The sequence below is a fragment of the Gordonia sp. NB41Y genome, assembly GCF_030718915.1.
Taxonomy (GTDB): domain Bacteria; phylum Actinomycetota; class Actinomycetes; order Mycobacteriales; family Mycobacteriaceae; genus Gordonia; species Gordonia desulfuricans.
Genome location: NZ_CP132196.1, coordinates 3,635,521 through 3,660,506, shown reverse-complemented (window position 1 = coordinate 3,660,506; position 24,986 = coordinate 3,635,521). Strand labels below are relative to the sequence as shown.

The following is a 24,986-nucleotide window of genomic DNA, read 5'->3' as shown; positions in this document are numbered from 1 at the left end:
CGATTGCCGATGCGCCTGAGGTCAGACTTCCGACCCGAACCGCTCGGCCCAGCGCCGCAGTCGCTGCTCGTCGGCGCCGTTGCCGGCCACCCACCCCCAGGCGCCACCGGCCGACCCGCCCACCCTGTCGATGACGAGTTCGATGGCCTCCGACGGCGTCCCGAAGACCGGGTGATCGACACCGATGGCCGCGGGCAGCCGACGACGATCGGACATCCGGGCGTAGATGTGCTCGATCGCCTCCCCTGTCCGCAGGTAGTCGGCGACGATCGCCTCGGGCTCCACATCGGCCAGCATCAGGGCGATGGCGACGACGACACCGGTCCGGTCCTTGCCCGCCGCACAGTGCACCAGGGTCGACCCGTCCGGATCGAAGCTGTTGAGCGCACCGGCGATCCGCTCGGCGGAGGTGTTCAGCATCCGGTCGTACAGATCGACCAGTGACACCTGCACCAGCCGATCGAGCCGCGCACCCGAGAACACCGGGTTGTTGACCACCCGGACACCGGTACCCCACGACGCCGCGAGCTTCGCCGCCTCGGTACCGTCACGCAGATCCACCACCGTGGCCGGTGGCCACGCGATGTGGACCGGATCGGCGTCACCGAGATACGGCGCATCGCTGCGCAGCAGGACGCCCTGCCGCGTCCGGCCGCCACCCCGGACGGGTAACCCACCGAGATCCCGGCCGTTCACGATCGACTCCACGGCCATCCTCGCTCCCATCGCGCTCCACCCACTCACCTCTATTGGTCATACCATAGCCCGGTCACGGCACCCCGGACCTTTCCGGTCGGTGAAGACCCGCCGAAGTGACGGTGGAGACCACGCTCAACCCCGGGCGCCGAGGATGTCGTCGAGTGACCGGATGCTCTCCGGATGCGGGTCGAAGCCCAGCGGTCGATACCAGGACCGCTCGAACTCGACCAGCGCCTCGGAACCGTCGAGAACCGCGGTCTCCATCGCCGTCCGGACCTCGGCGTCCACCTCGGAAGCCATGACCTGCGCGACGACGGCACCCAGACGAGCGCTCGCCGCCCGAAGTTCGGCGACCTGTGCGTCGACGTTTCCGAGCAGTCCTTCCGCCTGTTCCATCGCTTCCGCCATCTGGACCGACCCGCTCGGGAGAACCACATGGAGTCCACGGGCCAGGTGCAGGCGGGCCCGCAACTCGAACCGGGCCCGCGCGTCCGATCGGTCGAGCCGGGAATGCAGGAACTCGAGGGTGCCCAAGGACAGTGCCAACTGCTCCTGCGCCATGGGATCGCCGGGATCGACCGCAGGCGCCACCACATCTCTCAGGGATTTGATCACCGCACGTAATGCGTTCTCGGAATGATCGATCATCAGATCCGCTCCTTCAGCAGGTCGATCAGCTGTCGCGACAGCACCGGGACCATGCCCCCGACCCAGGACAGGAGCACATCTTGATGCGTCTTACCCAACCGTGAGATGCGATATGCCGTGGCCCGTGTGGCGACGATCAGCTGGTAGGTGTTGGCGATCTTGTAGTAGGCCAACCGTTCACGGTCGACGGTGAATCCCGATGCACGCTCGTACTCGCGGAGGAATTCCTCCTCGGTGAACAGACCACAGACCAGGTAGTCACCCGTCTCGGGATCGGTGTGGCCGAAAGTGGCGTCGGTGGCCCACGCGAGATCGCGATGGCGATCCCCCAGATGGCAGTACTCCCAGTCCAGCCACGCGGTGATATCCGAGGTGCTCTCGTCGAAAAGGAAGTTCCCACTTCGATAGTCGCCATGGATGATGCTCACGTGGTCGACGACGGGCAGGTTGCGTCGAAGCCAATGTCCCGCCACGTCCATCAACGGGAGGTCTTCACCGCGGTCTTCCTCCCACACCCGCTGATAGTGGTTGAGTTTCCATTCCGCCGCCTGGGTGGTACCCGGTTCGGGCCGGTCGAACCACCGCAGGTCGAGTCGGGTGGGATCCAGCGAATGGAGGGCCGCGAGCTGGTCGACGAACTGTCGCCCCAGTCGTTTTCGGAGTTCTGGCCCGAACATGGTCCCCAGTCCGCTCACCGCACCCGAGTCGGTGGCGGTCGGCTTGGTCACACCGGAGGCGAAGTCGTAGATCAGCGCCGGCTCGGGAAACCACTCACCGGACGCGTCGAGCCATCGCACCGTGGGCACGGGTAGGACGTCGCCGACCACACCGAGGATCTCGGCCTCCTGCTTACGGCTGGTGGCGTTGAGCGATTCGGCCGGGTCCATGCGCACGACCAGGACATCGGTGACGTCGCCGCGGTGCGGATCGGTCCACTGCAGCGTCACGCGCATCTGCATCTTCGAGGCACCGCCGGACAGCCATCGGCTGTCGGAGATCGTGAACGGGCCGTCGACGGTGTCGGCCAGCATCGACTCGAGATAGCCGACGAGTTCGTCGAGGGTCACTCTCTGATACTGACTCCCGTTACGTCGCTGCATCTTTCGGACGAGCATGGCGTCGAGTTCGGCGTCGACCGGGAATCGACGCCGCAGATCCTCGATGAACTCGGGCGACGGATCGTCACGGCGACCGAAGTCGTCGAGCGAACCTGTATGCGGTTCCACGGTGGTCATGTCACGCCCCCCGTCCATGCTTGGAGACATGTTCGGACAGGTAGTCCAGACCGAAGATGTCGGCCATCTCCCCGTACCCGACGACACCGTCGTACTCGTACCGGTGCAGGCTCTGGAAGGCGACGTCTCGCGGGTTGAAGCCGTACCACGGATGGGCGGCGATCGCGCTGCCACGGAACTCCCATTCCGTGCCACCGGCGCTCCGCACCTTCAGGTGGTTGGAGACGGTGAGCATGTCCACACGTGCCGCCTCCACGCGAGCCCACACGAGACTCTCCGTGACTCCGTTCCGGGTGACGAATCCGAATCGGAGGTCGCCGTACTTCACCTGCCCCCGCTCGATGGTCATCTCCACTGCGAGATGCATCGCCAGTTGAGGACCGAAGTTCACCGAGATCCACGACACCGCCCAGGTTCCCAGGTCACGGCGCGGTCCCCAACTGTGGTCCATGCTCTCGTAGCATTCGACCGCATACCGCTTGCCCCGCAACTCCAGCTCGCCGGTGATATGTCCCTTCACCTCGAAGTGGCCGTTCGCCCAGCCGTCACCATGGGTGTCGGCCGATGCCACCGAATCGGCTGCGGTGAGCAGCGCGTTCTCGGCGGGATCGTGCATGTCGAACGGATGATGGGTCGCCTCGAAGGTGAGATCGAACGCGCAGTTGTCCAGCGCGTTCTCGTATCGGAAGTGGTAGTCCCGCGGCGCATCGGACACCTTGACGCTCAGCCCGTTGGCGAGTTCGAAGTCGGAGAACGACTCCGGGCACGGCAGATGGACCTGACAGTCGGCGAGATCCATCTCGGCCGGCGACGGGCACATCCCCTGGGCGAGCGCCACCGACGACAGCGCCACACCGAGATTGGGGCGGGCCAGGACGTAGGCATTGCCCAGGATCCCGGCTTCCGGGACGCTGAAGATCAATGCGGTTGTCTCGGTCCACGTCCAGTCCTCCGGATCGCGGTCATGGAAATCGCAATCGTGTTCTTGGATCATGTTGCTTCCTTGCGAGTTCGACGTTTCGGACCCGACGGGTCACGTGCCAACAGCATCCGCCCGAACTCACGTCGCAGTGGCGCACGTCACGCGATATCCCCCAGAAGCGCCCCCAACATCACCCCAACGGAACAGCCCGTCAGTACCGCGCCGATCGGGTCACGAACTCGGCGCGGCTGCCCGCACCGCTCTTGCGCAGGATGCTCTTGACATGACTCTTGGCGGTCTCCACCGAGATCACCAGTTCGGCGGCGATCTCGGGGTTCGACAATCCCCGCGACACCAGTGTCGCGACCTCGCGTTCACGCCGGGTCAGGTCACCGAGCGCGAGACCGGGAGGCCGTCCTGCGACCGCAGGCCCCGGGTGGCCGTCATAATTCGACTGAGCTGCTGCATGTTTCACCAGTTCGCTCAGTCCCCGTGCCTCGGCATCGTGTTTGGCCACACCGGCCGCGATGGCCTCGATCATCGCGAGATACCCGGTGAGGGCCGACGACGGCGCGTGCCCACCCACGTCGACGACGATGCACTCCTCGCCGGCCCTGACGACGAGTGCACCGCGCTGCCGTGCGGCGGACACATCGACGTGACCTGCCTCGGCGACGGCCGCGGTGACCGGGTGGTGGGTGGCGGCCCGCACGGCGTCGACCAGGGCCTGTCGTCGCGAGTCCCGGTCACCGGTCCGCAGCCGGGAGACCAGGAGGGAGAGCGATCCGAACAGGCGTGCATCGATCCCGTCGAGCACATCCAGCAGACACTCGTGCACGGTCAGGTACCGGATCACCCGTGCAGCCGATGCCGACCGCAGCCCGTCGGGGATCACGGTGTGCGACCGGTCCTCGTGCGCGAGGGCAGCCTCCACCTCGGCGAGGCCGGACGCCGTCTCGGCCCGGAGTTCGATGAGATCGACTGTCCCCGGGGAGCCCTCGGCCACAAGCGCTTTCCCGCGGTCGGCAAGATCACGCAGCCGCTCCACCACACCGGCGGGAGCGACGGTCATCGTGTCGGCCGGGAGTCGAGGCCCGCCCGGTAGGCAGCGGCCGCGCCGGCTCTGCTCCGAACGCCCAGGGCACGATAGATGTTGCGCACGTGGGTCTTCACCGTCCCCTCGGATACACCGAGCTCCCGTGCGATCTGCACATTGGTGGCCCCCTCACAGAGCCGGCGCATGATCGAGTGCTGGCGGACCGTCAGTCCGGGATGGACATCCCGCCGGACCGACGACGGGGCGGTACCGGCCGGGCCGAGATCGGCGCGCCCGGCCAGAACCTCTTCGGCATAGGTGACGACGTCGGCGAGCCGCGCGGCGAGCTCGGCCAGATGCCGACGCCGTGCCACCCGCTCTGCGACCATCGCCATCATCTGCGTGGAGAACGTGACACGTTCGAGATCGGCGGCGGTGGCGGGCTCGTCGAATCGGTCGGCATGGATCATGCCGACCACGGTGCGATTGCAGACCACCGGCGCGACGACGTAACCATGTGAATCCGACACCGACATCAACGGTTTGTAGGTCATGCTGTGCGTGTGCGGCGAGGTCACGAGATGCGGTTCACATCCCTTGACCGCGAGTCTCTCCACCTGCGCCTGATGCAGGTCGATCGGATTGTCGAGGAGGTACTCACGGAGCCTCAGGTGGGTGTCGGCCAGGCCGTGCTCGACGAAAAGGCATGACGGCCACCATCGTCCGTCGTCGACGGTGGAGAACAGTGCGCGCCGAAACCCGAGTGCAGCGGCCACCGGGCGGAACGTGGCGTCCACCGCCTCGTCGGGAGCACCGACATCTGCCGAGACCAGGTCGCGCATGAGTTCGGCGGTGGCGAGGATTCGGTTCACCGACGCGCGTCCGGCACCTCGACGTACCGCGTCCAGCTGCCCCAGGATGCGGTCCGCGTCCGCGAACTCTGCCGGCTCCATCTTCCCGTCGCGGATCGCACGTGCGACGTCCACCAGGAGACGCTCCGGATCGATTCGACCGGCAGCCGCCGGATCCACCGGTGCGGTCCTCGACGCCGTCGTCGTCCCCGATCCCATCCCTGCTGTCTCCGACACCATCTGTGCTGCCACCGCCTACCGAAACCCGGCCCGACCACCTGTTGTGTTCCACGCCACTCTTCCCTACACTTTGGCCTAACCATTTTCGAATCGCAATGGTTTCCCGCATTCTCACATTGGCCCAGCCAATTCCGCGCAAAGAGGTTCCCATGCAGATCACCGCAGCCGTGGCACACGGCGCCCACCAGGACTTCACCATCGAAGAAGTCGAACTGGCAGCACCCCGCAACGACGAGCTCGTGGTCGAGATCCGAGGAGTCGGTCTCTGCCACACCGATATCGCCGCCCGCGACGGCGTCTACGGACTCCCCTATCCCGTCGTCCTCGGCCACGAGGGGAGCGGGGTCGTGGTGGCGGTCGGCGACGACGTCACAACCGTCGCCGTCGGCGACGAGGTCGCCGTGTCGTTCAGCAGTTGCCGGCGGTGCCGCCCCTGCACCACGGGAAGGCCGGCCTACTGCACCGAGTTCACCGCGGAGAACTACATCGGGAGCAGACCGGACGGAACGGACACGATGTCATCCGACGGGACTCCGGTCCACGGACACTTCTTCGGCCAGTCGTCCTTCGCATCGCACGCACTGGTCAACGAACGCAACACCGTCAAGGTGGAGACCGACCTCGACATCTCACTCGTCGGACCGCTGGGATGCGGAATCCAGACCGGTGCCGGCGCGATCATGAACTCGATGCGTTGTGCCGCAGACCGCTCCCTCGTCGTTCTCGGTGGCGGACCGGTGGGCCTCGCCGCGGTCATGGGTGCTGTCATCCAGGGCTGCACCCCGATCATCGTCGTCGAACCGATGGCATCCCGGCGTACCGTCGCCACGGAACTCGGGGCCACACACGTCATCGACCCGATCGGTACGGATCTGACCGCGGCGCTGCGGACGATCGCCCCGGACGGGGTCGACCACATCTTCGACACGACCGGCCGAGTCGACGTCATCGGGGCGGCGATCGATGCCGCCGCGCAGAATGCCGTCGTGGGTCTCGTCGGTGTGCCCGCGGACTTCTCGGTGGACCTCCCGGTCAACATCGTCGGTGCCATGCAGAAGGGACTCACCATCACCGGGATCGTCGAGGGTGACAGTGTGCCGGAGACGTTCATCCCGGAGCTGCTCGCCCATCATGCCGCGGGACGCTTCCCGTTCGACACCCTCATCACCACATACCCGTTCTCCAAGATCAACGACGCCATCGCGGCGCAGGAGCGAGGCGAGGTGACCAAGCTCGTCCTCGTTCCCGACGCCTGATCCCGTCAGCCTGATCCTGACGGCCTGATCCCCCGCCCTGATCCTGACGGCCTGATCCTGACGCCGAAACCGAAAGGCAGCAATGATCCACCCCGAAGACGCCGACCTGCACCCCGTCGATCCGTCGCTCACCACCTGGACCGAGACGATCGGCTTCTGGTTCGCGGTTCCCGAGGAGAACCTCTACGGCAACGTGTACGTGTTGGCCAGACCCAATGTCGGCGCGGCGATCTCGTCCGTCAACGTCGTCGCCGGGCTCAACCGTCACCCCTTCACCGTGGATCTGACCGATCCGCAGATGCATTGTCCCTGCCCGGATTCCATGATGTCGTTCGAGATGCAGAGTGGGCTGCGCGTGGAGGTCACCCAGGCCCCCAACCACTACCGGTTCGCCTACGACAACATCGCGGGGGCATGTTCGTTCGACATGACCCTCGACGGCGCGATGCCTGCCTGGGACCCGAACGATCCCGCCGAGAACCCGCTCCTGGACTCACCCGACGACGCCCATGCCGATCTCGGCCTGGGCGATGCCTGGGCGGGAGGCCATCTCGACTTCCTCGGCCGGGTACGCGGAAGCCTGACATTGCGCGGCCGCACCTACGAGATCGACTCGATGGGCGGCATGGATCGCAGCTGGGGAACCCGCACCGAACTCGGACAGGCCGCCATCGCCTACATCCACATCCCCTTCGACGAGGATCTGGGTATCCATCTGGTCACCGGAATCGAGCTGCGGGGCGGTGACGTCGTCTACGGCCCACTACGATTCGGCTACATCCACGAGGGCGAGAAGGTGTACGGGATAACCCGGGCATCGGTATCGGCAAACCAGCAGGGGCTGAGCCCGTTCCAGAACGAGATCACCGTCACCGACTCCACCGGCCGGACCATCACGGTGCGCGGCTCGGCGGTGGCCGGTGCGCCCTGGTACACCTTCAGCCCGTCCTATGTGACGTTCCAATCGCTCATGCACTACGAACTCGACGGCCGACATGCCTACGGACTGCAGGCCGACACCTATGGCATCGAATTCCTCGCCGATCGGACCTCGCGTCACGGCTCCCTGACCGCGCAGGCCTTCGGACCTGGAATCTGATCCCCGACAACAGGACTGAGAATGACCCGAACACTCTCCGCACCCGGCATCTCCACCGCGACGGTGGCCGAGGTCCGCGACCGCTTCCCCACCGACCCCGCCGCCCAGCGCGCGATCGATCGCAAGTTCACCCGCCGTCAGGGGCCGGGCTGGTCCCCGATCGGTCTCGACGAGCTGACCGAGGCGCTGCGCGGGCTGATCGCCGCCCAGGCCGATGCCGGCACCGATGTCGAACTCCGCAACTCGCGCTGGCTCACCGGTGGTGCATCGAAGATCCAGATGGCCTTCGACCTCGTCTCCGATGAGCACCCCGAACCACGGAAGCTCCTGCTCCGCATGGATCCTCCCGAATCGTTGAACGCGACCATCAAGACGAGCGAGTTCGAGATCCTCCGCGGCGTCGCGGGCGTACTCCCCGCGCCGGAGGTGCTCTGGGTCGACGACGAAGCGTGTCATCTTCCCGAGCCGGGCCTGGTCTGCGGTTTCGTCTCCGGCGTGACCAAGCCGACGCTCGCCACCACCGGTCAGGTCAGTGGTCTGGGCACCGATTTCGGTCCGGCGCTGCGTAAACCGCTCGGCGATCAGCTCATCGCGGGGCTCGCCGCACTCCACACCATCGATCCGGGTTCGTGGGGTTCCGAGGCTCTCACCGTCCCCGCCGCCGGGACCACCGAGCGTGCGAGCCGGCAGCTCAACTTCGAGCGTCAGCTCTGGACACTCGACAGCCTCGACGCCTCCCCGATCATGGAGCTCGCGGCCAACTGGCTCGCCCGCAACCTTCCGGTCATGGATCGGGTCAGCGTGGTCCACGGTGACTTCCGAAGCGGGAACTTCTTGTTCGACGAGGACACCGCGACGATCACGGCCTGGCTCGATTGGGAGTCGGCCCACCTCGGTGACCGGCACTATGATCTCGCCTACTGCGCACAGGATCTCTTCGGCCACTACGACGAGACGGGCGAGACGTTCCTGGTCTCCGGACTCGTCCCACGCGAGGAGTTCTTCGAGCGTTACTCCGAGGCATCCGGACTCACCGTCGATCCCGAACGCCTGCGCTGGTATTCGATCTTCTGCGGGTTCTCGGCCACGGTGAAGACGCTCGCCACATCCATGCGTATCGCCCAGCTCGGACGATCGCATCAGGACGTCCTGCTGGCTCGGCTCGAAGGTACGGTACCGATCCTGCTCGGCCAGTTGGGACGTCAACTCCAGGAGGTGCTCTGACCATGGACTACACCACGATCACGCTCAAGGCCGCGGCAAAGGCGATGGAGGACGCCGTGTTGCCCGCACTGTCCGCTGCAGGAGAACAGCAGGCGCTCGAGCAGGCCCACCTCGTCTGGGACGCGATCCGATTCGTGGCCGACCGTGTCGATCTCGTCGCGGCGCGACGCCGGGCGGAGGCGATCGCACTGATCGACCTCGTCGGCAGGTTGGCCGAGCTCGACGCGGTCGACGACGCGACCACCGCCCGTCTGGGCGGCATCCGATCTGCGGCCATGGCCCGCATCGCAGACCCCGAGACCACCGCCGAAGGGTATGCGGTCGTCATCGCCGGTCTCGGTGACGAGGTCACCGCCGTACTGCGGACCGCCGACCAGCTCGCGCCCGCACAACGGGCAGGCGTCGAGCGAACCGTCCTGGCTCACGCCCTCCGACGACTCGAACTCGACCGGTCATGGCTGCTCCCACTGGGATTCGACCCGGATCCGGCCGGTGTTCCCGAGCTTGCCGGGTTGCTCGCCGCCGGCACCACGGGCTGACTCGCGGTCACACCGGCGACGAGAGCAGCTCGGCCAGATCATCGGCAGGGTGCCAGATCGGCAGTCTGATGTGGGTATCGAAACCGCGCGTCGCCGAGAAGGCCGGTCCCGCGGCGATACGGATGCCACTCGCCTGTGCGGCCATCGCATAGTCGATGGCATCGGAATGGATGTCGACCCAGAGTCCGCTGCCCCCTTCGGGGGGCAGCGGATTCCATTCGGGCCGACACCGGCGCACCACACCGACGGTTGCGGCGGCATGGTCCATCAGCGATCTGCGACGCTCCTCGGCGATGGCGCGGGCACCGAGGAGCGCTTCGGACGCCACGACCTGGTCGAGCACCGATGTCGTGACATCGATCGTCTGCTTGACGTCGGCCACGCGGGCGATCATCGCCGGCTCCCCTCGGATCCACCCGACGCGTAGTCCGCCCCAGAACAGCTTCGACAGGGTCCCCACCGTGAGGAGTTTGTCGGGTGCGATGTGACCCGCCAGCCCCGACGTCTGGATCTCCGGGTCAAAGATCAGATCGGCTGTACTCCGATCCTCGATCACCAGGAATCCCTGCCTGTTCGCCGACTCGGCGAGGTCGAGCAGCATCTCCTCGGAGCGCACCAGTCCGGTCGGGCTGTGGACCGACGACTGGGCGTAGACCATGGCCGGGCCATGTCGGCCCCGCCGGGTGAGCGTGTAGTCCGACCACGGGAGCGTGTCGACGCGAAGATCGCGGCCACACCCGGCGAGCACGGCGAGGATCCCACGGTAGGTGGGATCCTCGACCATGATGGTGTCCCCGGTCTCGGCCAGCGCGAAGACCGTGAGCCACAACGCCTGCTGCGCACCTGCGGTGATCAGGATCTGCTCCGGAACCGTGGGCGTGCCACCGACGGTGAGATACCGCGCCACCGCATTGCGCAAAGCGGCGAGCCCGAAGGCATTGTGGCCGTCGGTCTCCAGATACGGCCGCAGGGAGTTCGACCGCATCCGCTCGATGACGTCGACGAAGGTACCGCCGGCCGGCAGGGATTGGGTCGACAGATCGGCCACCACCGACGACAACCCCGAACCCGGGTCGTCCAGCGGACGCAACCGCGGCTTGTTGGGTGGGCTCACCGTCGAGCCCCGCCCGACCTCTGCTGTGACATATCCGCCGCCGGCAAGGATCTCGTACGCCGTCGTCACCGTTCCGCGGGCGACCTCCAGCTCGCCTGCCAGAACACGCTGCGCGGGAAGACGCACACCGCTTTTCAGTTCCCCCGATTCCACCAGGTGGGCGATGGCGGTCGCGAGGCCGATACTCAACGTGCCGTCGTGGGAGCGCCAGGTACCGAGCATCGACGCCAGCTCGCGGGCGGAGAGCTGTGGACCCGGATCACGCATGGTCCGATCATCGCACAGGGTCAGATCACGGCGCCGCCATGCGCGAAGGCGCAGGTCCGATCACCACCCTGCGCGCCCCCGTCACGCCTTGGCGACCGACGACCTGCCACTCGTCACCGCATCGGGGACCAGATCTCCCGATTCGATGTCGGCACGCACCCGGAACTTCTGGATCTTGCCCGACGGCGTCATCGGGAACTGATCGGTGAAGAACCACAGGGACGGCACCTTGTGCGCCGAGATCCGTTCGCGGCACCATTCTTTCAGAGTCAGCGGGTCCGGCGGGGCGGCACCGTCGGCAGGGCGGATGACCGCGGCGATCTGTTCACCCCAGTACTCGTCCGGCACGCCCACGACCACCACGTCACTGATGTCCGGATGGCCGAAGAGCAGTTCTTCGATCTCGCGGGGATAGATGTTGACGCCGCCACGGATCACCATGTCCTTCAGACGTCCGGTGATCTTCAGGAAGCCCCGGTCGTCCATGGTCGCGAGGTCGCCCATGTGCAGCCAGCCCTCGGCATCGATGGTGGCGGCCGTGGCCTCGGTCATGTCGTAGTAGCCGAGCATGTTCTGATAACCGCGGCAACAGATCTCGCCTTGCTCACCCAGCCCCACCACCTCGCCGGTGATCGGGTCCACCAGACGGACCTCGAGCTCCGGCAGGGGTTGTCCGACGGTGGTCGCCTGGTCGGCGGGGCTGTCACCGATCCGGGTCTGGCTGATGACGCCGTGCATCTCGGTCTGGCCGAACAGGATCGAGAAGTCGCAGTTCCACTGCGCGGTGACCCGACGGACGAGCGCCTCGGGCACCGCCGCCGCGCCGGACATCACCGTCTGCATGCTCGACAGATCGCGGGTCGCGGCATCCGGGTGATCGAGTAGCGCCAGCAGCATCGTGGGTACCAGGAGACCATGTGTGCCCCGATAGGTCTCATACGCCTCGAGTACCGCGGCCGGGTCGAATCCCGGTAGTACCACGTAGGTTCCGCGCGCCGAGAAGGTGCCCAGCTCGGTCACCGCACCACCGCCGATGTGATACATCGGCATGGCGTTGACACAGACCCCGCCGTCCCCCATACCCGCACGCTCGAAGACGAAGGTCGCCTCGTTCACGATTCCCTTGTGGTGCAGCAGTGCACCTTTCGGGAATCCGGTGGTACCGGAGGTGTACTGGATCTGGACGGGTGCACTCGCCTCGACGTCGGGCAGGACCGTCGCCGGGTCGGCACGCTCGGCATAGGTGGCCCACTCGGCGTCGGGTACCGCCAGCCGGATCGCGGGCAGCGCGGTGGTCACCTGCTCGACGATCGCCGCGAGATCTACCCCGCGATACTCGGCCTGATAGAAGATCCCCGAGGCCCCGGACTGCCCCAGCACGTACTCGAGCTCGTCGGCCCGGTAGGCCGGATTGGCCGCGACGACGATCATGCCCGCCATCGCGATGGCCTGCTGCAGGATCACCCAGTCCGCACTGTTCGGCGCGAAGATCGCGATCCGGTCGCCGGGCGCGAAGTCGGACAGCAGCCCCTTCGCGTAGCGCTCGACATCAGCGACCAGTTCCGCATACGTCCAGCTGCGTCGCGCATCGACGTCGGCGACCGCGTCGACCAGTGCGATCCGGTCCGGATCTGCGGCCGCCCCTTCTCTGATCAACTGCGGCAGGGTGACGTCCCGGACACCCGAACCGGCGACGGCCGGCCAGGAAGACATGGTGAGTGGCATGGATTCGGCTCCGATCAGCTACGTGAACCGTACCCGGACAGGTTCACGGATGAGTGGCTCACATCACATAATAAAGGTCGTACCATTCAAATGCAACCACAATGTCGGGAAAGTACCGTTGCGCCGCAACGTATTTCAGATCAACAGCAAAGACGACCGGTACCCGCCCACGACATCGTGGGCGGGTACCGGTCGGCATGCCGTTCACCTGGAGTATGGGATGAAATCCTTGCCGTACGTCTCACGCATGATGATGATCTTCTGGATCTGCGCCGTCCCGTCGGCGATCTCCACCGACATCGCGTCCCGCAACCGCTGCTCGAACGGCAGCTCGCTCGAGTATCCGTAGTTCCCGTGCAGCAGAAGGCAATCCTTGATCGCCGCGGAGGCCGTGACCGGCCCGAACCACTTCGCCATCGCCGCCTCGGCCGTATGCGGCAGACCCCGGTTCCGCTTCTCGAGTGCCGAGTAGCAGATCAACCGTGCCGCTTCGAGTTTCGTCAGATGCTCGGCCAGCGGGAACGACACCCCCTCGCATGTCGCGAGCGGAGCACCGAACGCCTCCCGGTGCCGCACGTACTCGGCGGTCTCGTCGACCGACCGCTGCGCCGTCCCGATGCCGGCCAATGCGAGCAACGGCCTGGTGAAGTCGAATCCGTTGAGCACCTTGGAGAATGCCCGACCTTCCGGACCCACCCGGTTGACGTCGGGCACGACGACGTCCTCCAGGTGCAGTACGCCGCGGCTCAGCGGACGCCACCCGGTGTCGGCGACCTCCGAGGTGGCGATCCCCGCGGCGTCGAGCGGGACGAGGAAGGTCGACACACCCACATCCGAACCGTCGCGCAGGGTCCTGGCCGCGAGCAGGATCGCCTCGGAGTTCGGGAGCATGGTCACCGAGGTCTTCTCACCGGTGATGCGGTACCCGCCGTCGACCCGGGTCGCCGTCGTCCGAATCCGGGCGGCATCCGAACCCACTTCCGGTTCGGTGAGCCCGAACGCGACATAGGTCTCCCCCGCGACGAGACGTGGCAGCCAGGTGTCCTGCACCTCGGGTTCGGCATGAGCGGCCAGCAGCGAACTCATCAGCATCACCGGGATCACCGCGTTGGCCATGTTGAAGTCCGCCGCGGCCAGTTCCTCGATCACGAGGCCGACGGTGACGTAGTCCTCGGTCCCGAGCGCGTTGTACTTCTCACCGGCGAGCAGCCCGAGGGCGCCCAGTTCGGCGATGCCGCGATGCAGTTCCCACGGGAAATCGCTGCTCTTGGCCCGCGCGAGGTAGCCGTCGGCGAGGCGGCGGTCGGCGAAGTCGTGGACGGCCTTGCGGATGTTGTCCTGTTCGGGTGTGAGCAATGGTGGCATCTGTGCGTCCTCTCGGGTCGAGCAGCGTTGGGGCAGGTGGTCGGGGCCGTCCACATCCAGGGGCGGCCGGTCGGCGGTGGCCGTCAGGGGCGGCGGTAGGCGATCGAGGCGCGGGTGCACACCTTGCCGTCGGGGCGGACGGAGTCGACGGTGACCAGCGCCGAGTTGCGTCCGATGTACACCACGTCGGCGACGAAGCCCAGCGTCGATCCCGCCGGTCCCGGGCGGAGGTAGGTGATGTGCAGCGACGCCGTGACCAGGCCCGGCACCCTCGCCGACACCGCGGAGGCCCCGGCCAGGTCCGAGGCGTAGATCGCGATGCCGCCGTGCAGCGACCCGCCCGGATTCACCAGCGGGTCGACGACGTCGAGTTCCACCGTCCCGGCCGACCGTCGGAGTCCGAGCAGCGCAGGCAACGGCCGGCCCGAACCGGCGGGTTCGCCCTCGCCCCGCACCGTGCGCAGATGCGGGGACGCCGTGCTGAACTCGATGCGTTCGACGACTGCGGCGACCATGCCGCCGTTCCCGTCGGTGACGGTTCCCGTGGCGCTCGCACCGGTGGACCCGTGGTGAACGCAGCGGCCTCGCGCGACGAGCCGCGTGCCGGCGGCGGAGGGGAAGCGACCGCAGAAGGTGATCGTGAGATCGGTGGTCACCGCCCAGCCGCCCGCCGGCCGGTAGGCGACCGCGGCGCTGCCGATCGCGGTGTCGACGAGGACCCCCAGTACGCCCGGGGTGACGCCGTCCGGCCCGGTCATCGAGGCGTCCAGCGTCATCTCGCCGACCGTGGCCAGGCTCGTGCCCACCACACCGGCCACACCGAAGACCTGCTCCGGCGGTCCGTGGATGTAGCTGATCGGCATCGACGCCGTCTCCGCCATGGTCACCCCGCCGGATTCACCATCCGATCGGGAAGTGCTGTCGACCAACATGTTCCGACCTCCATCGCGGGTGTGGTCCGACGGGACGAGGAGACACGGCGTGGATCAGAAGGCCGAGATCCCGCCGTTGACGCTGATGGACTGCCCGGTGAGACGCGCGGCCCCCGGGCCGGCGAGGAAGACGATCAGCGAGGCGAGGTCGTCGGCCTCGGCGACTCCCAGATGCGCTTGGGTGGCCGCCTTTTCGAACAGCGACCGGCTGAAACCGTCACTCAGGACGTTGGCGGCGGTACGGGTGCCGTTGATCAGCGACGGCGTCACCGCGTTGACCCGCACACCATTTCGCTTGGCCTCGATCGCCGCGACCCGGGAGAACATCACGATCGCCGCCATCGCCGCCCCCAGGACGCTCTCCCCGGGGGTGGGCACCTTCGCCGCGTCGGAGGCGATGTTGACGATGCTCCCGCCCCCCTGCTCCTGCATCAGCGGGAGCACGGCGCGGGTGAACAGCATCGGGGGCAGTGCCTGTCCGGTCAGGATGCCGGAGAAGTCCGTGGCCGGTGTCCGGTGCAGCAGTTCGGGGCGATAGGCGGTGGTCGTGGAGTTGACGCAGATGTCGAGCGACCCCAGCTCGCGGTGAGCGGTGGACACGACGCGTTCCACCTCGGACTCGTCGGTGGCATCGGCGGAGATGAAGTGGACGCCCGCATCGGGATGGTGCTCACGCACGGCCTGACGCGCGGCGTCGCCACGTTCCTTGTCGCGGCCGACCAGCACCATTCGCCGGACACCGGCCCCGGCGAGGCCGAGCGCGGTCGCGAGCCCCACACCGGAGGTCCCGCCGACGATGAGTGCACCGGAGTCCGCGTAGGTCCGGACCAGGGGAGATTCTGACACGACTTCACCTCTCGAAGACGAACACCGACGTGTCCGACGACCCGGGACCGGGTCACGCCGCACCGTGGTGACGAAGGGCTGTGCGCGCCGCCCCGACGTCGTCGAGGGGTATCCGCGCCTTGGTTAACGTTCTACACTATGGATGCGGATCTATCCAGAGATGTATCAAAAAGGACGGGCCCGACCCCGCTCACCCCGGAGGTATCCGATGACCCCACCCGCGCAGACCGCCACGACGCCGACCGCGCCGCGCCGAGGCCGGCCGCTCCCGTCGACTCCGTCGGGACGATCCCCGCTGACTACGATGTCGCTCATGACCGATCAGTGCGACGAGATCCTGGAAGGCACCACGACCTCCATCAAGAGCGCCCGATCGGCACTGATCTCCATCCTCGGCGAGCTCGTCGCCCCCTACCGCAGGCCGGTACGGACCGCCGCACTGCTCTACGCGCTCACCGGCGTGGGGTTCGGCGAGTCGGCGAGCCGGCAGGCGATCTCCCGGGCGGGTGCATCCGGCCTGATCGCCCCCGAGCGGGACGGCCGCGAGACGAAGTGGGCGGTCACCGAGCGGTCATACGAGCTGTTCCGCGAGGGCACCACCCGCGTGTTCCCGGACACCTCCGCGCAGCGCTGGGACGGCAACTGGCTCGTCCTGATCGTCCCGATCCCCGAATCACAGCGGGCCACCCGCAAGAAGCTCTACGCCGCCCTCCGATGGGCGGGCTTCGGCAACCCCAGTGCCGGGATCTGGGTGTCGCCGCATGCCGACCGCCTGTCCGAGGCCCAGTCCGCCATCGAATCCCTTGACCTGCAATCCAATACGATCTCGTTCATCGGATCGCCCACGACGGTCGGCATCTCCGAGTCCGAGATCGTGCAGCGGTCCTGGGATCTGGACAAGGTGTCGAGCGCCTACGAGTCCCTCCGCGCACGGTTCGACAACAACGACCATCTCACCGGCAAGGCCGCACTGGTCGCGCACATCGAGCTGATCGACGCACTGCGCCACACCCCCTACATGGATCCCCAACTACCGCAGGAGCTCCTGCCCGACTGGCCCGGCCTCACCGTGATCCGGCGGTTACAGGAGCTGCGCACCGAACGCGCCCCCGCCGCGCATGCCCACTGGCTGGAGATCGCCCGGCCGGACTGACGACCGGACGATGCCGAGAGGTATCGACACCCGGCCACCCCGTCATCCCCGACCGCCCACGGATCCGCCTCGACGTTTTACACATCTAGACATGATCTAGCATGAAATGTATCGTTTCAGGTGACGCCCGATGAGCTCGACTCGTCCACAGCCACCGCGTCTCATCTCAGCCAAAGGAACATCGTGAGCCAACTCCACGCACCCTCCATGGCCCTCCTGAAGTCGGCCGCCGACGATCCCGCCGCCTACGTACAACGATGGAAGTCCGCGCACGGGCGTCCCGCGATCGGGACGTTCCCGATGAACTTCCCCGTCGAACTCGTCCACGCGGCGAACGCCCATCCGGTGATCATCCAGGAGAGCCGCACACCCATCACCGAGGGACGCAGCCTGCTCGCCGAGTTCTACTGCGGTTACACCCGCAGCGTCGCCGACCAGATCGCCATCGGTGAACTCGACGGCATCGACGCCTTCGTCGCCGCCGACCACTGCGTCCAGCTGCTCGGGGCCGTCGACGTCATCCGTTACAAGCGTCCGGACACCCCGGTGCACTTCGCCCAGTTCACCAGCGCCATGGACGGCGCACTGACCAGACCACGGGTGGAGAACCGGATCTCGGAGCTGACCGCCGAGATCGAAAAGGTCACCGGCACCGCGGTCACACCCGAGCGGATCACCGCGAGCATCCGGGCCTACAACGGCAACCGGCAACTCCTCCGGGAGTTCTACGCGCTGCGCAAGTCGGGCCGGGCACACATCACCGCGAGCCAGATGCAGCTGCTGGTCAAGTCGTCGATGGTGATGGACATCGACGAGCACACCACGATCCTGCGGACGATCCTCGCCGACCTCCGGGTAGAGCAGGATGCACCGGCCGACGTGGTCCGAATCCACCTGTCGGGCCACTTCTGTCATGCCCCTCGACCCGAGATCCTCGACGCCATAGAGGATTCCGGGGCGATCGTCGTCGACGACGACCTCTACACCGGCTACCGCTACATCTCCACCGACGTGCCCGAGACCGACGATCCGCTCGCCGCGCTCACCACGTGGTATCTGGACCGCAATGTCAACGCACCCTGCCCGACCCGGGTGACCAGCGACGTCGACTGGGACACCTACCTTCTCGACTCGGTCGCCGAGAGCGGCGCCAACGGTGTGGTGGTCCTGATGGCCAAGTTCTGCGAACCGCACATGTTGTACTACCCGGAGCTGCGCAAGGCCCTCGACGCCCACGGTATCCCGTTGCTGCTCATCGAGACCGAGCACGAGGGTCTGCCCCTCGAGAAACTGCGCACGCAGCTCGAGACCTTCGTCGAACGAATCCGCCGCCGTCCGGCCCCGATCGCGGTCTGAACCCAGGAGACATCATGACCAGTGAACTCTTCCAGAAGAACAAGACCAACAAGCTCGCCAGCACCCGCGTCGGCGGAAAGATGACCGCCGACTACTGGGAGAACATCTTCACCGCGAAGGAACGCGGCAAGCATGTCGTCTGGTACAACGGCGCCGCCATGAACCCGCTGTTCCAGGCCGCGGGCCTCGAATGGTGCCACGGTGAGGCATTCGCCGCCCGCCTCGCCGCACAGCACCTGGAGGAACCCGCCCAGCTGGCCGGCGCGGAGTACGGCTACATCGGTGAATTGTGTTCCTACGCAAGGACCCACCTCGGCTGTGCGGTCCTGACCCAGCAGAATCTCACCGAGAGCGAGACCGGTGTGGTCGGCATGCTCGACCAGCAGGAGCTGGCCGCCAAGCTGCCCGCACCCGACTTCTTCGTCAACGGCTATGCCGGCTGCAGTACCGGCCAGCAGTGGGATGCGATGACCTACCGGGTCTTCGACCGTCAGCTCCCGGTCTTCAACGTCTCGCTCCCGATGCTGTGGGGCAACAAGCCCGACGCCGGCTACATGCGGGGCGAGGAATGGGAGGAGGTCAGCGACTACGCCGAGGGCCAGCTGCGTGAACTCGTCGCCTTCCTCGAGCACCAGACCGGGCGGCCGTTCGACTGGGATGTGTTGAGCGAGAGCATGTCCTACATCAAGAAGGCATCCGAGCTGCGCCTGGAGGGAATGGCCCTGTGCACCCAGGCACCCACCCCCGCCACCTACTGGGACTGGGTCGCCAGCATCGCCCCGATCAACTTCCTGCCCGGAAACCAGGCACTCGTCGACTACTTCGCCGGGGTGAAGGCCGAGATCGAGCAGCGCCTGGTCGACGGTGTCCCGGCGATCGCCGACGAGCGATACCGCGTCTACTTCGACGGGATCATGAACTGGAACAAGCTCGGCTTCCTCACCAAGAAGTTCGCCGAGTACGACGTGGCCGTGGTCGCCGGACGCTACACCCACGAATCCTTCTGGCAGGAACCGCAACTCATCGACGTCGACAACCCCCTGCGCGGAATGGCCCAGCACTATCTGCTGTGCCCGCTCAATCACGGGCTGAAGAACCTGCAGGAGCTGCTGATCCGGCGTCTCGACGAGTACGCGATCGACGGGATCGCCTTCCATTCCACCCGAACCTGCCGGGCCATGACCAACCCGCAGACCATGCTGGCCAAGACCGCCGAGCGCGAGCGGGGCGTCAAGTCCTTCTTCTTCGAGGGTGACGTCGCCGACGCGTCGTTCTACAACGACGAGCTCTTCGACAGCCGGCTCGAGGCGATGCTGGAGGCCATCGACGTCCAGCGAACGAAGATGCTGGTCTGACGATGTCCTGGTATGTGATGGGAGTCGACCTCGGGTCGACGACAGCGAAGGCCGTCATCGTCGACGACGCCGGTGAGATCGCCGGGTCGGCAGTCGTGCAGATGGGTGCGGTGAGCCGCGATGCGGTGGCCGTGGCGATGGACCGCGCCCGCGCCGATGCCGGCGTCGACGCCTCGGAGATCCGACGGATCGTCAGCACCGGCTACGGGCGCAAACTCGTACCCGGTGCCGACCGGTCCTTCACCGAGATCACCTGCCATGCACGGGGGGCCGCGGCCATGCATCCCGGCGTCAGGCTCGTGATCGACATCGGCGGCCAGGACAGCAAGGCGATCACCGTCGGCGACGACGGCCTCGTCGAGCGGTTCGCGATGAACGACCGGTGCGCCAGCGGCACCGGCCGGTTCTTCGATGTGCTCGCGCGTGCGCTCGAGGTGGACATCGACCAGATCGCCGATCTCGCGCTGTCGGGAACCGAGGGCCTCGAGGTGAGCAGTATGTGTGCGACCTTCGCCGAGACCGAGGTGATCTCCATGCTGGCGCAGGGACTCGACAAGGCCGACATCGCCGCGTCGGTGCACAAGGCGGTCGCGGCACGGACATTGGGCCTCGTGGCGCAGGTCGGCAAGGACACCCCGACGGTGATGACCGGCGGGGTCGCCCAGAACGCCGCCGCACGCCACTACATCGAGAAGGCCCTGCGTCATCCGGTGCAGATCCTGACGCAACCGCAGATCGCCGGGGCGTACGGGGCCGGGCTGCTCGCACGCGACGAACACCTGGGTGCGATCGCGCGGACCGAACCCCAGGACACCGCCACGAGACGCTTTCTCGCCGAACGCAAGACCGAGGCGGCTCCGCGCTGCCAGGGCTGTGACGGTTCACTCGACCACCACCACGAACCGGTGCCCTTGACCCTGGAACCGCGACCATGAGCTCGTCGTCGGCACCCGGTGGCGGACTGACCGACTCGACCGTCTTCGTCGTCGGTGGCGACACCCCGGTGGGCCGGCTGGTGGCGCTGCACCTGGTTCGCGCGGGCTCGCAGCGAATCGGCATCATCGGATCGGACGCCGCCGAGACCGAGAACACCGCACGCGCGGTCTTCGGCGCCGCGTCGGGCATGTGGTCGGTCGCCGCCTCGGGCGAGATGTCCGCACCGGCCGAGGCCCAACGGATGGTGGCCGAGCTGTCCGCCGCGTTGGGTGACCCCGACATCGTGGTGTCCTGTACCGGCGGACCCGAGCTCGTCAGTGACATCGCCGGACACACGATGGCCGAACTCGGGGCGGGGACGGTGATCCGATTGGACTCGGCCGCAAGCCGTCCCGGCCCGACCGATGGACCCGAGCACATACGGTTGCGCACCGTGGACGGATCGGCCGACCGCACACCCGAACAGATCGCCGCAGCCGTGGTGGCGGCCGCGACCGACACCGGCGTCCCCGAACAGAACTGAGCCCTGGCCGGCATCCGATGATGCCGGCCAGGGCTCGCCACTGTGTCCTGTCAGCTCGGTCCCGTCGGCTCGGTCCCGTCGGCTCGGTCCCGTCAGCTCGGTCCCGTCAGCTCGGTCCCGTCAGCTCGGTCCCGTCGGTTCGGTCCCGTCGGTTCGGTCCCGTCAGCTCGTCATCGCGGCCTGTTCGGCCGGTGATTCGGAGTCCACCGAGATCTCCTGGTGGTCGAGGGAGTAGCGATAGGAGCCCATCGCGAGCAGGCAGACGATGGCCACCACGACCATCGCGACGATGGGAACGATGCTCGCGGTGTACGACCCGGTGATCGTGTACACCTGCCCGAGCAGGAAGACACCGGCCGCCGAGCCCATCGCGAACAGGAAGTACACACAACCCAACACCCGGCTGTACGAGTGCTTCGGGAAGTACCGGCTCGTCATGTACGCCGCGACGTCGCCTTCCGCGCCGAGTGCGAGACCGATGAGCACCGCCCCGAGGAACAGCGCCGGACTCGAGGTCGACGAGATGAGCAGGATGACACCGACCGCACACAGCGCGAAGATGACGGCGCCGACGAACGATGCGAAGATCCGGTCGAGGAGGTATCCGACGCCGAGTCGGGCGGCGATGGACGAGAGGCTCAGCACCGACAGCAATGTCACCGCCAGCGTCTTGTCGATCCCCTTGTCGGTGGTCATCGGGACCACCTGCGACATCAACCCGAACGTTGCCGACGAGACCAGGAAGATCGCCGCGCACAGCAGCCAGAACTGTCGGGACGTGCGGGCGATGCGCCACAGCGACTCACCGGCCGTACGGCCTTCCGATCGTGCCGCGACACGTTCGCGCTCATAGTCTGCGGGCATCTTGGTCACGAAGGCGTACACCACGGTCGGGATGGCCGTGCACAGTGCACCGATCACCAGAAATGTTCCGCGCCAATCGATCAGCCCCACCAGCCAGTTGGCCAGGTAGGGCATCAGCACGCCGCAGGCACCGCTGCCGGCCATCAGCAGGCCCAGTGCGAGCCCACGCCGGTCGACGAACCAGGCGCTCACCACCGTGGCATGTGCGACCGGGTTGACCGCACCCGCACTCGCCCCGATCAGCACGCACAGGGCGTAGAAGGCGATCTGGCTGTTGGGGATCACGGCCATCAGCATCAGGCCGATGCCGAAGCCGAGGGTCATCGGCAGCGTCGGGATTCGCGGTCCGTACCGGTCGACGAGCACGCCGAGGACGATGATGCTGATGCCGACGAAGACGGTCTCGATCGAGAATCCGTTGGTGATCACATCACGGCTCCACCCGAACTCTTCGGTCATGGGTTTCCCCAGGATGTTGAAGAGCACGTTCACCGTGGCGGTGCCGAACAGTAGGGTCAAGAATCCCGTTGCCACATACCACCATCGATTGAGATGGCCGGTGCGTGCGGGCGTCGTGGTCATGGTCAATGCGAACTCCCCTGCGGTCTGGGTGTCGTCCAAGAGGTCCGGTCCAGGTGTGCCGGACGTCACACACTGAAACATATGGACCGACCAAAAGTAAATATCGGACCTAGTACACAGTCACCCGGCGACACGCGCCATCCCGGCGACGACGTCGACCACCACTCTTGCGTCCCGCAAGGTTCCACGGTTAGTGTGGCGTAAATGGTCAGTCCATATACGCGACGGGCCGTCACCCCATCTACACAGCGAGAGGACACCCAAGTCTGATGAGCGAATTCACCGACATCACCTACGAGGTCGACAACGGGCTGGCATGGATCACCATCAACCGTCCGGAGCGCTACAACGCGTTCCGCGCGCAGACCGTCGACGAGCTGATCCTCGCCTTCAAGCGCGCCTGGGCCAGCTCCGACGTGGGCGTCGTCGCCCTCACCGGCGCCGGCGACAAGGCATTCTGTGCCGGTGGCGACCAGAAGCAGCGCGCCGAAACCGGCGACTACGGCCCCTCCCAGAGCGGCCTGTTCGAGGTCGAGTCGCTGCACCGCGTGATCCGCGACAACCCCAAGCCCGTGATCGCGGCCGTCAACGGCCTGGCCATCGGCGGCGGCCACGTCCTGCACGTCCTGTGTGACCTCACCATCGCCGCCGACACCGCCCAGTTCGGGCAGAACGGCCCGCGCGTCGGTTCCTTCGACGCCGGACTCGGCTCGGGCTACCTGGCACGCGTCGTCGGTGAGAAGCGCGCACGCGAGATCTGGTTCATGCTGCGCCGCCTGTCGGCCGAGGAGGCACTCGACTGGGGTCTGGTCAACAAGGTGGTCCCGGCCGCCGAACTCCGCAACGAGGTGCGCGCCTGGGCCGACCAGATGCTGGACTTCTCCCCCACCGCACTCAAGGTGCTCAAGCAGTCGCTCAACACCGACACCGAGCACTTCGTCAGCGTGGGACAGATGGCGTACTCCACCCTCGAGATCTTCGGCGAGACCCCCGAGGCCCGCGAGGGCATCACCGCCTTCAACGAGAAGCGCAAGCCCGACTTCACCCCCTACCGGGGCAAGTGACCGTGCAGTTCTCCACAGAACAGCGTGAGTTCGCGGCGGCAGTGTCGGACTACTGCCGCCGCGAACTGGCCACCGTCGCCCAGCGCGATGCGGTGACCGACGGCGGGACCCTGGCCAACAGTCCGACGGTGCTGGCCGACATGGCCCGCAACGGTTGGCTGGGGGTGTCGCTGCCGGAACAGTTCGGCGGCGGCGGTGCGGGATTCGTCGAGGAGTGCATCTTCCTGGAGGAGTCCACCCGTGGACTGGCCCCGATCACCGCCTACTCCACCGGCCTGACCGCCGCACAGACCTATCTGCGGTGGGGCACCGACGACCAGAAGAAGACCGTCGTCACCAACCTGGTGGCCGGCAGGCTCGAGGCGATCGCACTCAGCGAACCCGGCGCGGGATCTGACCTCGCCGGACTCCGGGTGAGTGCCCATCGCGACGGCAGCCGCTACGTACTCAACGGCCAGAAGACCTGGATCTCGGCAGCTCATGTGGCCGAACACATCCTGGTGCTGGCACGCGAGGACTCCAGCGGCACCAAACATCAGGGTATGACCCTGCTGATGGTGCCCACCTCGACCCCGGGGCTGACCATCCGCGGCATCGAGACGATGGAACCGCGGACCTGTAACGACGTGTTCTTCACCGACGTCGTGGTCCCGGATTCGGCGGTTGTCGGCACCCCGTGTCAGGCGTGGAAGCAGCTCATGCGTGGACTCTCGATCGAGCGGATGATCATCTCCGCCATGAGTATCGGTGGTGCGCGACGCGCGCTCGACGACGTCATCGCCTATGCGGGAGAACGCGAGCAGTTCGGCCGGCCCATCTCGTCGTTCCAGGCCCTGCGTCACCGGATCGCCGACCTTGCCACCGACATCGAGATGGCACGGGTGTTCGTCTACGACGTCGCCGCCAAGATCGATGCCGGCCTCGAGGACGATCTCGCCCGTGAAAGTGCCATGGCGAAGATGCGCTGTACCGAGATCGCCAAGAACACCGCACTCGAGGCGATGCAGATGATGGGCGGCTACGGCTACGCCCGCGAATACGGCATGGAGGGCCAGGTCCGCCGCGCCCTGGCTCCGCCGATCTACGGTGGCACCAACGAGATCCAACGCGAGATCATCGCGAAGAACATCGGCCTGTAGGCAATCTGCCGGCCCC

At 66.7% G+C, this 24,986-nt stretch carries 23 protein-coding genes; 11 read left to right on the top strand and 12 right to left on the bottom strand.

Features of this window, described 5'->3' with window-relative positions:
* Positions 1-21 precede the first annotated feature (21 nt).
* The 6 genes from Q9K23_RS15795 to Q9K23_RS15770 form a co-directional block, all read right to left on the bottom strand.
* Positions 22-714, bottom strand: a complete 693-nt coding sequence (locus tag Q9K23_RS15795; protein ID WP_053777312.1) for a tyrosine-protein phosphatase — start codon at positions 712-714, stop codon at positions 22-24.
* A gap of 117 nt (positions 715-831) precedes the next feature.
* Positions 832-1,347, bottom strand: a complete 516-nt coding sequence (locus Q9K23_RS15790; RefSeq protein ID WP_020792672.1) for a hypothetical protein — start codon at positions 1,345-1,347, stop codon at positions 832-834.
* Positions 1,347-2,582 (bottom strand): phosphotransferase family protein, encoded by a 1,236-nt coding sequence (locus Q9K23_RS15785; RefSeq protein ID WP_152972741.1) that lies wholly within the window; start codon positions 2,580-2,582, stop codon positions 1,347-1,349. The genes Q9K23_RS15790 and Q9K23_RS15785 overlap by 1 nt, the downstream gene beginning before the upstream one ends.
* 1 nt (position 2,583) lies before the next feature.
* Positions 2,584-3,576, bottom strand: a complete 993-nt coding sequence (locus Q9K23_RS15780; RefSeq protein WP_020792297.1) for a hypothetical protein — start codon at positions 3,574-3,576, stop codon at positions 2,584-2,586.
* A gap of 139 nt (positions 3,577-3,715) precedes the next feature.
* Positions 3,716-4,576 carry a LuxR C-terminal-related transcriptional regulator gene (locus Q9K23_RS15775; protein ID WP_305950196.1) on the bottom strand — a complete coding sequence of 287 codons (861 nt, stop codon included), beginning with the start codon at positions 4,574-4,576 and terminating at the stop codon, positions 3,716-3,718.
* Complete coding sequence (locus Q9K23_RS15770) at positions 4,573-5,526, bottom strand: LuxR C-terminal-related transcriptional regulator (protein ID WP_160319597.1); 954 nt, start codon at positions 5,524-5,526, stop codon at positions 4,573-4,575. The genes Q9K23_RS15775 and Q9K23_RS15770 overlap by 4 nt, the downstream gene beginning before the upstream one ends.
* A 254-nt stretch (positions 5,527-5,780) precedes the next feature.
* On the opposite strand from Q9K23_RS15770, the gene Q9K23_RS15765 reads away from it, so the two are divergent.
* The 4 genes from Q9K23_RS15765 (at position 5,781) to Q9K23_RS15750 (ending at position 9,749) form a co-directional block, all read left to right on the top strand.
* Entirely contained in the window at positions 5,781-6,887 is a 1,107-nt protein-coding gene (locus Q9K23_RS15765) for an NAD(P)-dependent alcohol dehydrogenase (RefSeq protein WP_053777317.1), read from the top strand.
* 82 nt (positions 6,888-6,969) lie between these two features.
* Entirely contained in the window at positions 6,970-7,986 is a 1,017-nt protein-coding gene (locus tag Q9K23_RS15760; protein ID WP_020790069.1) for a hypothetical protein, read from the top strand.
* Between the two features lie 21 nt (positions 7,987-8,007).
* Complete coding sequence (locus Q9K23_RS15755) at positions 8,008-9,210, top strand: phosphotransferase family protein (RefSeq protein ID WP_020790070.1); 1,203 nt, start codon at positions 8,008-8,010, stop codon at positions 9,208-9,210.
* A 2-nt stretch (positions 9,211-9,212) separates the two neighbouring features.
* A complete protein-coding gene (locus tag Q9K23_RS15750) occupies positions 9,213-9,749 on the top strand; it encodes a hypothetical protein (RefSeq protein WP_053777318.1) in 537 nt (178 codons plus the stop codon).
* Between the two features lie 7 nt (positions 9,750-9,756).
* Here the strand turns inward: Q9K23_RS15750 and Q9K23_RS15745 are convergent, their stop codons facing one another.
* The 5 genes from Q9K23_RS15745 to Q9K23_RS15725 all read right to left on the bottom strand — a co-directional run bounded on the left by Q9K23_RS15745 (position 9,757) and on the right by Q9K23_RS15725 (position 15,998).
* Positions 9,757-11,130 carry a PLP-dependent aminotransferase family protein gene (locus tag Q9K23_RS15745; protein ID WP_020790064.1) on the bottom strand — a complete coding sequence of 458 codons (1,374 nt, stop codon included), beginning with the start codon at positions 11,128-11,130 and terminating at the stop codon, positions 9,757-9,759.
* An 81-nt stretch (positions 11,131-11,211) separates the two neighbouring features.
* The gene (locus Q9K23_RS15740) at positions 11,212-12,855 is read right to left on the bottom strand and encodes an AMP-binding protein (RefSeq protein ID WP_020790065.1); all 1,644 of its coding nucleotides are present in this window, start codon (positions 12,853-12,855) and stop codon (positions 11,212-11,214) included.
* Between the two features lie 204 nt (positions 12,856-13,059).
* Positions 13,060-14,220: an acyl-CoA dehydrogenase gene (locus Q9K23_RS15735; protein WP_082365886.1), complete on the bottom strand. Its 1,161-nt coding sequence runs from the start codon at positions 14,218-14,220 to the stop codon at positions 13,060-13,062.
* A gap of 83 nt (positions 14,221-14,303) precedes the next feature.
* Positions 14,304-15,152 carry a PaaI family thioesterase gene (locus tag Q9K23_RS15730; protein WP_082365881.1) on the bottom strand — a complete coding sequence of 283 codons (849 nt, stop codon included), beginning with the start codon at positions 15,150-15,152 and terminating at the stop codon, positions 14,304-14,306.
* Positions 15,153-15,206: 54 nt separating this feature from the next.
* Positions 15,207-15,998: an SDR family oxidoreductase gene (locus tag Q9K23_RS15725; protein WP_053777320.1), complete on the bottom strand. Its 792-nt coding sequence runs from the start codon at positions 15,996-15,998 to the stop codon at positions 15,207-15,209.
* A 313-nt stretch (positions 15,999-16,311) separates the two neighbouring features.
* Here Q9K23_RS15725 and Q9K23_RS15720 point away from each other — a divergent pair, with 313 nt between their 5' ends.
* The 5 genes from Q9K23_RS15720 to Q9K23_RS15700 all read left to right on the top strand — a co-directional run bounded on the left by Q9K23_RS15720 (position 16,312) and on the right by Q9K23_RS15700 (position 21,321).
* Positions 16,312-17,151 (top strand): PaaX family transcriptional regulator C-terminal domain-containing protein, encoded by an 840-nt coding sequence (locus tag Q9K23_RS15720; protein WP_053777343.1) that lies wholly within the window; start codon positions 16,312-16,314, stop codon positions 17,149-17,151.
* 183 nt (positions 17,152-17,334) lie between these two features.
* A complete protein-coding gene (locus tag Q9K23_RS15715; protein ID WP_053777344.1) occupies positions 17,335-18,507 on the top strand; it encodes a 2-hydroxyacyl-CoA dehydratase family protein in 1,173 nt (390 codons plus the stop codon).
* Between the two features lie 14 nt (positions 18,508-18,521).
* Positions 18,522-19,862 (top strand): 2-hydroxyacyl-CoA dehydratase family protein, encoded by a 1,341-nt coding sequence (locus tag Q9K23_RS15710; protein WP_053777321.1) that lies wholly within the window; start codon positions 18,522-18,524, stop codon positions 19,860-19,862.
* 2 nt (positions 19,863-19,864) lie between these two features.
* Positions 19,865-20,797 carry an acyl-CoA dehydratase activase gene (locus Q9K23_RS15705; RefSeq protein WP_020790130.1) on the top strand — a complete coding sequence of 311 codons (933 nt, stop codon included), beginning with the start codon at positions 19,865-19,867 and terminating at the stop codon, positions 20,795-20,797.
* Positions 20,794-21,321 carry a hypothetical protein gene (locus Q9K23_RS15700; RefSeq protein ID WP_053777322.1) on the top strand — a complete coding sequence of 176 codons (528 nt, stop codon included), beginning with the start codon at positions 20,794-20,796 and terminating at the stop codon, positions 21,319-21,321. Before Q9K23_RS15705 ends, Q9K23_RS15700 begins: the two co-directional genes overlap by 4 nt.
* 162 nt (positions 21,322-21,483) lie before the next feature.
* Here the strand turns inward: Q9K23_RS15700 and Q9K23_RS15695 are convergent, their stop codons facing one another.
* The gene (locus Q9K23_RS15695) at positions 21,484-22,767 is read right to left on the bottom strand and encodes an MFS transporter (protein ID WP_053777345.1); all 1,284 of its coding nucleotides are present in this window, start codon (positions 22,765-22,767) and stop codon (positions 21,484-21,486) included.
* Positions 22,768-23,036: 269 nt separating this feature from the next.
* Here Q9K23_RS15695 and Q9K23_RS15690 point away from each other — a divergent pair, with 269 nt between their 5' ends.
* Positions 23,037-23,831 carry an enoyl-CoA hydratase-related protein gene (locus Q9K23_RS15690; protein ID WP_020790135.1) on the top strand — a complete coding sequence of 265 codons (795 nt, stop codon included), beginning with the start codon at positions 23,037-23,039 and terminating at the stop codon, positions 23,829-23,831.
* A 2-nt stretch (positions 23,832-23,833) separates the two neighbouring features.
* Complete coding sequence (locus Q9K23_RS15685) at positions 23,834-24,970, top strand: acyl-CoA dehydrogenase family protein (RefSeq protein WP_053777346.1); 1,137 nt, start codon at positions 23,834-23,836, stop codon at positions 24,968-24,970.
* The last annotated feature ends 16 nt before the right edge of the window (positions 24,971-24,986 follow it).